General features: G+C 40.3%; 12 protein-coding genes. 7 read left to right on the top strand and 5 right to left on the bottom strand.

All coding sequences use genetic code 11. From position 1 onward, the window contains the following. The first annotated feature begins 48 nt into the window (after positions 1-48). The 7 genes from Q0V26_RS02875 (at position 49) to Q0V26_RS02845 (ending at position 8057) form a co-directional block, all read left to right on the top strand. Entirely contained in the window at positions 49-1596 is a 1548-nt protein-coding gene (locus Q0V26_RS02875) for a type I restriction-modification system subunit M (RefSeq protein WP_297476652.1), read from the top strand. Beyond that, positions 1586-2137, top strand: coding sequence for a restriction endonuclease subunit S (locus Q0V26_RS02870; protein WP_297476650.1), 552 nt, complete (start codon positions 1586-1588; stop codon positions 2135-2137). The genes Q0V26_RS02875 and Q0V26_RS02870 overlap by 11 nt, the downstream gene beginning before the upstream one ends. Positions 2138-2169: 32 nt before the next feature. Next, a complete protein-coding gene (locus tag Q0V26_RS02865) occupies positions 2170-2829 on the top strand; it encodes a restriction endonuclease subunit S (RefSeq protein WP_297476648.1) in 660 nt (219 codons plus the stop codon). 216 nt (positions 2830-3045) lie between these two features. Beyond that, positions 3046-3729: a hypothetical protein gene (locus Q0V26_RS02860; protein WP_297476646.1), complete on the top strand. Its 684-nt coding sequence runs from the start codon at positions 3046-3048 to the stop codon at positions 3727-3729. Between the two features lie 16 nt (positions 3730-3745). Further along, positions 3746-7057: an HsdR family type I site-specific deoxyribonuclease gene (locus Q0V26_RS02855; RefSeq protein ID WP_297476645.1), complete on the top strand. Its 3312-nt coding sequence runs from the start codon at positions 3746-3748 to the stop codon at positions 7055-7057. Further along, the gene (locus Q0V26_RS02850; protein WP_297476643.1) at positions 7057-7845 is read left to right on the top strand and encodes a SprT family zinc-dependent metalloprotease; all 789 of its coding nucleotides are present in this window, start codon (positions 7057-7059) and stop codon (positions 7843-7845) included. The genes Q0V26_RS02855 and Q0V26_RS02850 overlap by 1 nt, the downstream gene beginning before the upstream one ends. A 38-nt stretch (positions 7846-7883) precedes the next feature. Further along, positions 7884-8057 (top strand): hypothetical protein, encoded by a 174-nt coding sequence (locus tag Q0V26_RS02845; RefSeq protein WP_297476641.1) that lies wholly within the window; start codon positions 7884-7886, stop codon positions 8055-8057. A gap of 130 nt (positions 8058-8187) precedes the next feature. On the opposite strand, the gene Q0V26_RS02840 is transcribed toward Q0V26_RS02845, so the two are convergent. The 5 genes from Q0V26_RS02840 to Q0V26_RS02820 form a co-directional block, all read right to left on the bottom strand. Next, positions 8188-8742, bottom strand: coding sequence for a hypothetical protein (locus Q0V26_RS02840; RefSeq protein ID WP_297476639.1), 555 nt, complete (start codon positions 8740-8742; stop codon positions 8188-8190). 48 nt (positions 8743-8790) lie between these two features. Further along, entirely contained in the window at positions 8791-9228 is a 438-nt protein-coding gene (locus tag Q0V26_RS02835) for a YeeE/YedE family protein (RefSeq protein WP_297476637.1), read from the bottom strand. After that, on the bottom strand, positions 9228-9650 hold the full coding sequence (locus tag Q0V26_RS02830; RefSeq protein ID WP_297476635.1) for a YeeE/YedE family protein: 423 nt from the start codon (positions 9648-9650) through the stop codon (positions 9228-9230). Before Q0V26_RS02830 ends, Q0V26_RS02835 begins: the two co-directional genes overlap by 1 nt. A 12-nt stretch (positions 9651-9662) precedes the next feature. Next, positions 9663-9962 (bottom strand): metalloregulator ArsR/SmtB family transcription factor, encoded by a 300-nt coding sequence (locus tag Q0V26_RS02825; RefSeq protein ID WP_297476633.1) that lies wholly within the window; start codon positions 9960-9962, stop codon positions 9663-9665. 289 nt (positions 9963-10251) lie between these two features. After that, entirely contained in the window at positions 10252-10503 is a 252-nt protein-coding gene (locus tag Q0V26_RS02820) for a DUF2999 family protein (protein ID WP_080156513.1), read from the bottom strand. Positions 10504-10609 lie beyond the last annotated feature (106 nt).

Raw genomic sequence — 10609 nt, 5'->3', positions numbered from 1 at the left:
TGCTGAACGACTAATTAAAACAATTTAACGCTATTAGAGAATAACTAAATGCCAACTACCCCAATCAACCAAGACGACATCAATAAAACGGTATGGAGTGCCTGTGACACCTTCCGTGGTACGGTCGATCCCTCAATCTACAAAGACTTCGTGCTAACTATGCTGTTCTTAAAGTACATCTCAGATGTGCGCCAAGACAAAGTCGAAGAGCTAACAGCGCAATTTGGTGACAACCAAGCCATGATTGAAGCGATGCTGGCGAGCCAATCTTTCAAAATCCCAACAGGTTCAACATTTTGGGATCTGTATGAGCACCGTTTTGAAGCAGGTAATGGCTCTCGTATCGACCAAGCCTTACATGCGATTGAAGAAGAAAACGGCACCAAGCTAAAAGGCGTGTTCCACGATATTACTTTTAACACCGACAAACTGGGCGATGAAAAATCAAAAAACGACATTCTACGTCACTTATTAGAAGACTTTGGTAAACCAACCCTTAACCTACGCCCTAGCCGTGTCGGTTCATTGGATGTTATTGGTAATGCGTATGAGTTTTTAATCAAACACTTTGCGGCAAGCAGTGGTAAATCGGCAGGTGAATTCTATACCCCGCCCGAGGTATCGGATCTACTGTCTATCATTCTTGAGCCACAACAAGGCGATGAGATCTGCGATCCTGCTTGTGGTTCAGGCTCGCTATTGATGAAATGTGGTAAGCAAATTCAAAAGAACTTTGGCGGCTCGAAGCAATACGCTTTGTTTGGTCAAGAAGCGATTGGCTCAACGTGGTCACTGGCTAAAATGAACATGTTCCTGCATGGCGAAGACAACCACCGCATTGAATGGGGCGACACCATTCGTAACCCTAAGCTCTTGGATTCAAGCAAGCAAGATGGCAACGGTGGCTTACTGCACTTTGACGTGGTAACCGCAAACCCACCATTCTCACTAGATAAATGGGGTCATGAAGATGCAGAAAGCGATCACTTTGGTCGTTTCCGTCGTGGTGTGCCACCAAAAACCAAAGGCGACTACGCTTTCATCTCACACATGATTGAAACCTTAAAGCCAGCTTCTTCTTCAACGAAAGGCGGTCGAATGGGTGTGGTTGTGCCTCACGGGGTGTTATTCCGCGCATCGAGTGAGGGTAAAATCCGTAAACAACTGATTGATGAAAATCTATTAGATACCGTGATCGGCTTACCTGAAAAACTGTTCTTCGGCACAGGCATTCCAGCCGCGATTCTGTTGTTCAAAAAGCACAAAACAGACAACAAGGTACTGTTTATTGATGCCTCGCGTGAGTTCAAATCGGGCAAAAACCAGAACGTATTAACGAGCGATAACATTCAAAAGATTGTTGATACCTATAAAACCCGTCAAAGCGTGGATAAGTACGCTTACCTAGCGACATTAGAAGAGATTGCCGAGAACGACTACAACCTCAATATTCCACGTTACGTTGATACCTTTGAAGAAGAAGCAGAAATTGATTTGATGGCAGTGCGCAGTGAGCGTTTGGCATTGCAAGCTGAGTTAGCAGATCTTGAGCTTGAGATGGCGGGTTACCTGAAGGAGTTGGGTTATGGTGCCTAATGGTTGGGTAGATGGGAGAGTTGAAGATCTTTTACTTGGCCTTGAATCGGGAGTCAGTGTAAATGGTGAAGATCGCGTCCTTGAACAAAATGAAAAAGGTGTCTTAAAGGTAAGTGCTGTTACTTATGGTGTATTTAGACCTTATGCCGCCAAAGCTATTACATCACCCATCGAACTCGCTCGTGCAAAAGTTAATCCCAAGCAGGGACAAATTATAATAAGTCGCAGTAATACAGAAGAGTTAGTCGGTGCCAGTGCGTACATTGATAAACAATACGACAACTTGTTTCTACCAGATAAGTTATGGCAGACGGTTCCAAAAACTAACTCTAATATGAAGTGGCTAAGTTATGTACTTTCATCTAAACACTGCCGATATACACTATCTAACCTAGCAACTGGAACAAGTGGTTCGATGAAGAATATCACTAAAGGTGAGCTACTTAGCTTGAAAATAGGTATTCCCCCACTCCCAGAACAACGCAAATCGCTCAAATCCTTTCCACATGGGATCGCGGTATTGCAACCACTGAAAAGCTAATTGATGCCAACAAGCAGCAGAAAAAAGCCTTAATGCAGCAGTTGTTGACGGGTAAAAAGCGTTTGGTTGATCCTGAAACGGGTAAAGCGTTTGAGGGGGAATGGGAAGAGGTAGAGCTTGGTAAAATTACGTCTATTTATGATGGGACACACTCAACACCAAAATATGTCGAAAAAGGTATTCCATTCTATAGCGTTGAACACTTAACTCGTGATGACTTTTCTAATACTAAATTCATCACAGAAGATGTATTTGAAAAAGAAAACAAACGTGTCAAGTTGGAACGTGATGATCTTTTAATGACACGAATTGGTGATATTGGCACTGCTAAACACTTAAATTGGGATGTTTGTGCTTCTTTTTATGTGAGTTTGGCTTTAATCAAGGCAAATAAATCACAGTTTGACTCTGCGTATATGGGCTATTACATCAACTCACATGAGTTTCATCGAGAGTTGTATAAACGAACGATTCACGTTGCTTTCCCTAAAAAAATCAACTTAGGCGAAATAAATCACTGTAACGTATTACTTCCTAGCATTAATGAACAACAAAAAATCGCCTCAGTCCTCACCGCTGCCGATAAAGAAATTGAGCTATTAGCCGCTAAACTTACTCACTTGAAGCAAGAGAAAAAGGCGTTGATGCAGCAATTATTAACAGGAAAGCGTCACGTTTCCCTGTCATCTTAGTGCCTGTCGCGTTGTTGGCTACGCTTTTCTATCCCAATCACATAGCGCACTATACTCATGGACTAGAAAAGCTTGCCGCCTAGCGACAAACCCTAAGCTTTAAGGGAACAAGTTGCTGAAACCGAAGCCGCTTAATATGCCAGTTTCAACCTCTCTAACAATGTGTGACGCAGTGCGTCACACATTGTTGCTGTTATCAATACGAGATGATCATTAATGTTAGTGTTTAACTGTACCAAAGCCGCAGTCGAATTTTTCACGGTGACTCGCAAAGGTGAGAAAATTTCGGATCTTGAGCCTGCGCCACATAAAACCATCGCAGAGTCGATTGAAACGCCCATATTTCCAAGCGATATTGAGGCTGAACAAAATGGTGGATTTCAATGGCAGTGGGTCATTCATTGCGTCTCTATCAAGCGAAAAAAATACCTTATGGTGATGGATTATCACAGCCGTTTTTGCATCACGCTCCTTGCAGGTAAAAAAGGTGATATTTATCAGTTTCTCAACACTTTTGAGCCGATGCTAAAAGCCTGTTTTCACACTCTAGCTAATGATAATGGTATTGATACTGTCGAGATTGAGCACTGTATTGACCATTACGACAGAGAAGTTAATAGCTGTGCGTTCCACCCTCGTAGTGATCGTAGTGTTCAAGCTCACTTAAATGATGTTCATTGGCACCTTGAGCGCCACTGTTATGAAGATGGCATGTTACTTGAAGATGTTGACCTGCTTGGCTTTAACTTATTTTCAGGTCAATTTCCTCGTAATAGTAAAGATAGAAAGTCACATTTTTTCCCCAATAAAGAACTCATCTCGCAATGGCAGCAGTGGTCACTAAAGCACAAGCCAATGGACATGAACAATTTAGTCGTGCTTAGCGATTACAGAAAATAGAGATTAATAACTCACTATGACCAACCACCTCCCCAATTTTCGTGAAGAACAGAGTGCCAAAATCCCAGCACTTACCCTGCTTACCAACCTTGGTTATCAATTCATTCCACCAAGTGAATGTATGGCGATACGTGGCAACAAAACTACCGTTATTCTGCCATCGGTATTGCGCAAGGTTCTGAGCTTTAAAACCTATTCATTCATGGGTAAAGAACGCCATTTATCACAAGCTGCCATTGATAAAATCGTGCAAGAATTGGCTAACCCTGCAATGAATGAGGGGCTAAAAGCCGCCAATGAAAAGCTTTATAACGCGTTAACTTATGGCATTGGTGTGACGGAGTTTGTGGACGGTAAAAAAGCCAACCCAACCATTGAGATCATTGACTGGGAAACGCCTGAAAACAATCAATTTCATTTCACCGAAGAGATGGACGTAGACAATACTCAAGGAACAACCTACTACACACCCGATATTGTCTGTTTTGTTAATGGTTTGCCGTGGGTAGTGATTGAAGCAAAACGTCCTAATTCGTCAAAAACAGGGAAGCCGACTATTGATGAAGGCATCTCTCAAACAATTCGAAATCAAAAGCAAGACTTTATTCCAAGCTTATTTGCTTATAACCAACTGGTGATGTCTGTCAATGGGCATGATGGACGCTACGCAACATGCGGAACATCAAGTAAATTTTGGGCAAAGTGGAAAGAAGAACAAATCATTGAAAGTACCTTTGAGCGTCTGAAAAACACAACGCTGAATGAAACCCAACTGAATGCGATCTTTAACCATCGTGCAGCAGCGATCAAAGATGAATATCTATCACTGATTGCAGGTGGTGATTTAGTAGTAACCGATCAAGATCGCTTGTTGGTTTCCTTACTTAGTCATGATCGTCTGTTAGAAATGACGCGCCTATTTACCCTGTTTGATAAAAAAGCAGGCAAGATTGTTGCGCGTTATCAGCAAGTGTTTGGCATTAAAGCCTTAGTGGAACGTATTACATCCTTTGATGACTCTTTACCAGGAGCAAGAAGGGGCGCACGTAATGGCGGTGTGATTTGGCATACCACAGGCTCTGGCAAATCATTCACGATGGTGTTTTTATCCAAAGCCCTTATTTGGTTAAAAGAACTCGCCAAATGTCGCGTGATTGTCGTAACCGACCGTGTAGATTTAGAAGATCAACTGGCTAGCACCTTTAAGTCAGGTGGCGCCCTGTCAGATAAAGATAAAACCGCGGCAATGGCAACCACAGGTAAACGCCTTGCGGAACAAATTGGTAAAGGTAACGAGCGTATTATCTTCTCGATTATCAACAAGTTTGGTACTGCAATTCACCTTCCAGAATGCTACAACGATAGCCCAGATATTATTGTACTTGTCGATGAAGGTCACCGTAGCCAAAACGGTGAAAACAATATCCGTATGTTACAAGCTCTACCCAAAGCTGCTTATATTGGTTTTACAGGGACACCGCTACTGCAAGACGATAAGACAGAAAATAAATTCGGTAAAATCATCCACTCTTACACTATGCAACAAGCAGTAGAAGATGGCACCGTTACTCCATTACTCTATGAAGAACGCATTGCTGATCTCAGCACCAACGATAAAGCCATCGATGCATGGTTTGAACGGATCACTAAAGACTTATCTGAAAAACAACGCGCTGACTTAAAACGTAAATTCGCTCAAAAAGGTCAAGTTTATCAAACCGAAGGCCGTTTAGAGTTAATTGCTTATGATATCTCAGATCACTTTCAGAATTTCAAAAACCAAGGCTTAAAAGGTCAATTGGCGTGTGATTCAAAAGCCTCTGCTATTCGCTATAAGATGCTGTTAGATAAAATCGGTAAAGTCACCTCTGTGGTTGCGATGTCGCCGCCTGATACTCGTGAGGGACACGACAACGTTGACAGTGAAAGTACCGATATTGTGCAAAATTGGTGGAAAACCAATGTCACCGATAAAGGTTGGACGGACGAAAAAGCCTATACCAAACACATCATTGCAGAATTTGCAGAGGATGAAGGCCCCGACATTATGATCGTGGTCGATAAGTTATTAACCGGCTTTGATGAACCCAAAAACACGGTGTTATACATTGATAAACCGTTAAAACAGCATAACCTCATTCAAGCCATTGCCCGTGTTAACCGCTTACATGCGAAAAAGCAGTTTGGTTACCTGATTGATTATCGCGGCATTTTAAAAGAGCTTGATGCCACCATAGAAAAGTATCAAGACTTGGCAGAGCGTACTCAAGGTGGCTTTGATATTGATGATCTTAAAGGATTATATAACCGTATGGACACCGAGTATAAAAAATTACCGGGTTTATACGATGCATTATGGTCTATTTTTGCGAGCGTTAATAACAAGCAAGACGGCCAGGCACTGCGCCAGGTATTAGCCCCTAAAATTGACACCTTTGATGGTCAACTAACCGATACCAATTTAAAGCTACGTAATGACTTCTATGATGCGCTAACCGCCTTTGCCAATTGTTTAAAGGTCGCGTTACAGTCAGCAAATTACTTCAATGATAAGAGCTTTGATAATAAGCGTGAGTTGTATAAACAAACCTTAAAAAGCATGTCTCAACTACGCAGACAAGTTCGTGAAGATGCCGAAGAAACCGTTGATTACGATGAGTATGCCGACAGCATTCGTGCCATGTTAGACAAACACATTGGTGGTATTGAGATTAAAGAGCCTGAAGGTGCGTACTTGGTTGGCAACATGGGTAAAGATGCCAAACCTGAGCAAATGACCGATGATGAAGCGAATAACAAAAAAGACGTTATCACAGGCCGTGTTACCAAGATGATTGAGCAAGACTTAGCCGATGATCCTTATGCCCAAGAGTATTTCTCTAACCTGTTAAAAAAAGCGATTGCCCAAACTAAAGAGATGTTTGATAGCCCAGTAAAACAATACCTTTTATTCGCTGATTTTGAACAACAGGTAAAAGATCGCGATGTAGCAGGAATGCCTAAAGATCGCTTTGCTGAACTCGATCCAAAAATAAAACGTCATGTTCAAGCCTACTTTGGTTTGTTCTTAAAGCATGGTTTATTCCTAAAAGAGCGAGTTGAACCACAGCCTTTATCCGAAGAGCAATGCATTCAATATGCACTGGATATCGATACGATTGTACGCAAGGCGGTGAGTGAATATTCCATTAACCCTGCTGAGATTGAAAACCAAATTCGATTAGGTCTATTACCCTTACTGTTTAATGATTTAGGGATTGATAAAGCACAAACACTGATCACAGATGTTATTCAAATCACTCGACTGGGATTAGCAGGTCACCATTAATGGCATCCATTAATAACAACAAAGACAGCAAAGAAAATAGCATTGAGGAATACAGCTTCATCTATGGTGATGAAGCGGTTACCTACGAGGTTATTCGTAAAACCGTTGCTGAAGGTAAGAAAAAGAAGATCACTATTCGCGTTCACCCTGATTGCCGTATTGCCGTCACCGCCCCTGAAAATGCCGAGAAATCGGCTATTCACGAAGCGGTTATGCACCAAGCTCGTTGGATTTGGGATGCACTGAAAGAATTTCGATCCCATTTGGAATATGTTCAAACCAAACATTACGTTAGTGGTGAGATGCAATTCTATTTGGGTCGTCGTTATGTATTAAAAGTGGTTGAAGACCGAGATGCCATTTCCAACGTGAAGATGGATCGAGGTAAGCTGTTGGTTACCCTTAATCGTTTTAATGATGATAAATCTAAGCTAGTAAAAGCCTTAGTTTCAGGTTGGTATGGCGTTAAAGCAGAACGGGTTTTTCATCAACGGTTAGCTGAACTTCTGCCGCAAGCGACATGGGTGAAAGGCATTCCGTCATTTCGTATTATGCCAATGCGCAAACAATGGGGAAGCTGCTCAGCCAAAGGTACATTAATGCTCAACCCTCACCTTATCAAAGCACCCAAAGAGTGTATTGATTACGTGATCTTACATGAGCTGTGCCACATCGCTGAATATAACCACAGCGAAAACTTCTGGCGTTTACTCACTAGCGTAATGCCCAACTGGCAAGAAGTGAAAAACAAGTTAGATGGCATGGCTGAGCTGTATTTGAATGAATAGGGTTTAAGACCTTAGATTAAGTAAAAAAGGATAACATTATGCATTGCCCCTCTTGCGAGAAACATCTTGGTTGGGATTGGATTGAAGATGAGTGTATCGAACCTAATGAAGAGTTTGAATGCCCTTATTGTAATGAAACTTTACGCTACAAAATTGATGAAGGCACGTATCTTGGTGCTCAGCATAAAACAATAGAAGTGGTAGATGAGTAATATGAAACCTTACAACCACATATAAAATATGTAAATAGCTTTCATAACTAGAGGCCACTTTAATGTGACCTTTTTATTTTAAATAATAGACTTATAGATCTATCAACCTACTGATAAATCACTAAACAATTTATTGCTGTAGCACTAATTGATTATTATTTAATTGGTATATCTGTGATTTAGCGACGTCTGCTGGTAGAGCATAAGGTGTGTTTTCACCATGGGTTTTATAATCAATTTTAATCATGAGAGGATTATTGTTAACAATAGTGATTTTTTCGATGTTAATTCTATCGCCAATAAAAATGTTAGCTAAATTATCAAGATTTTTATTATTTTGCTCAAATACGGATAAATAGTAAAACGTGCCGCTACCCGAATTCGTGGTTACAAAAGATGCCGCAATATATTTACCTTGTTGGACAGCCTGATTAGCATTAAGGTAAATAGTCACATTATCAGCACCATCAGGAGTCTTATATTCACCCATAAGATAAGGTTGTTGCTGTAATTTTTTGATTGAATTTAACGTAATACTCGCAGTTGTATCAGGTACTTTGACTTGCCATTGCTGAGGTTGAGTTGCAAGCTCTGCTAATGTTATAGGCGCTTCTGTACGTGCTACTGTATAAAAAACACCGCCACCCAATATGATTGCAATAACCAATGTCATCCACTTTTTCATCATCTTCCCTTTATATTATTAAAGTAAAAAAGCAAGATCGCTCATTCACTAAGATCTTAATGCTAAATATTTATTGGCAATAACCATACCTAAAATCATAGCAGCAACAAAAGCAAAGACGGCATAATTACCACCACCTAAATTAGTGATTGCAGGGCCTGGACAAAAACCAGCCAACCCCCAACCAATACCAAAGACAATGGCGCCCACCGTTAATTTAGCATCAATCTTATTACTATTTTTAGGCGCAATTACATCACCATTGATGGCTGTTTTACGTTTTTTTATCAGCAGATGATAACAAGGTGCAAACACGAGCAGAGCTCCTAGCATCACAAAAGCAAGGCTTGGATCCCATTGACCAAAAATATCTAAAAAAGCGATCACTTTATGAGGGTTAACCATTTCTGAAATAATCATTCCAGAGCCAAATAGAACACCGGCAATCGCACCAACAACAATACGGTTTATCTTTAAGCTGCTCATTATAAATCACCTAATAAACGACGAATAAATACCACAATAATGGCTGACATCATAAACACGCAGGTTGCATAAATTGAACGTTTAGAAAAACGTCCCAGGCCAACAATACCGTGACCACTGGTGCATCCATTGCCTAATCGTGTTCCAAAGCCAACCAATAAACCAGCAATTAAAACAATACCAATATTCTGTTCACTAATAGGCGGTAACGTTACGCCCAAGGGGGATAGAATAAATACGCTTAAAACCATTCCGGCTAAAAATGCAATTTTCCACCCTAATTCTTGTTTCTCTCTCTTAATAACACCATTAATAATGCCACTAATTCCTGCTGTTTTACCAATAAACAGCATCAATATCACCGCAGATAATCCAAGTAACATGCCACCCAAAAATGATTGCCAAGGTATTTGAAAAGTCATACTCACCTCACCTTAATCTTGATCACAAAAAATATCATGGAAACTGGTTATAAGTGCTGTAATACGCTGATCAGCTAAAGAATAAAAAACCGATTGTGCTTCTTTACGAATAGTGACGATGTCATTTTTTCTCAGCACAGCCAAATGTTGTGAAAAAGCGGATTGACTTAATGTCGAGTTAAGCTGCAATTGATTGGCGCTCATTTCTCCATCTATTAACTGACAAAGTACGATCAACCTTTCAGAATGGGACATTATTTTTAGAAGTTCAGAAACCTCTGTCGCTCGTTGTTTCATTTCATCTAAGTGCATTATTTATTATCCAATCACTATAGTAGAGCATTTATCTTACTCTAATTACTATATTAGATAATACTAATTTAGATAAATCTAATTCTTGGTGTTCATCGATACACTCTTGCGATAGTCCGCGAATAGAACTTTATCAATCCTTTTCGTTCACAGGTTCATAGACTAATGGGATAACTGAGCATAATGGCTTTCCTAATAGTGGTATTGATATCACAGCGATAAAAAAGGCCGCTTAAACCACTGAATATACGGGTTTTATACGGCCTTAAATATGCTGTTATCAGTAAACTTATTTTTGTAGTTGTTCTTTAGCAGCTTCTACTTTTGAAAAATCCAAACCTAGTTCTTCAACCGCTTCTTTAATTAATACTGGGTTTTGCATTACTTGTGCCATTAGCATTTGTAGTTTGTCTTGCGGTAAACCTAGCTGGCTAATGGTTGCCATTGCTGCTAGAGGATTTTGAGTCAGCGTTTGGAAAATACTGCTGATCTGCTCATCACTAATATTATTCTCTTTCAACAACGCAATAATTGGATTCATTACACTACCTTTTGTGATCATTAAATGAAATGAGTGACAGTTTAACATTTGACGACACCTTGTTGCACCATCAATAAAAAAGCCGTAAATAACACAAGGTTAAATA

This window comes from uncultured Photobacterium sp. (assembly GCF_947039875.1).
Lineage (GTDB): Bacteria > Pseudomonadota > Gammaproteobacteria > Enterobacterales > Vibrionaceae > Photobacterium.
This window is presented reverse-complemented; position numbering and strand designations above follow the sequence as displayed.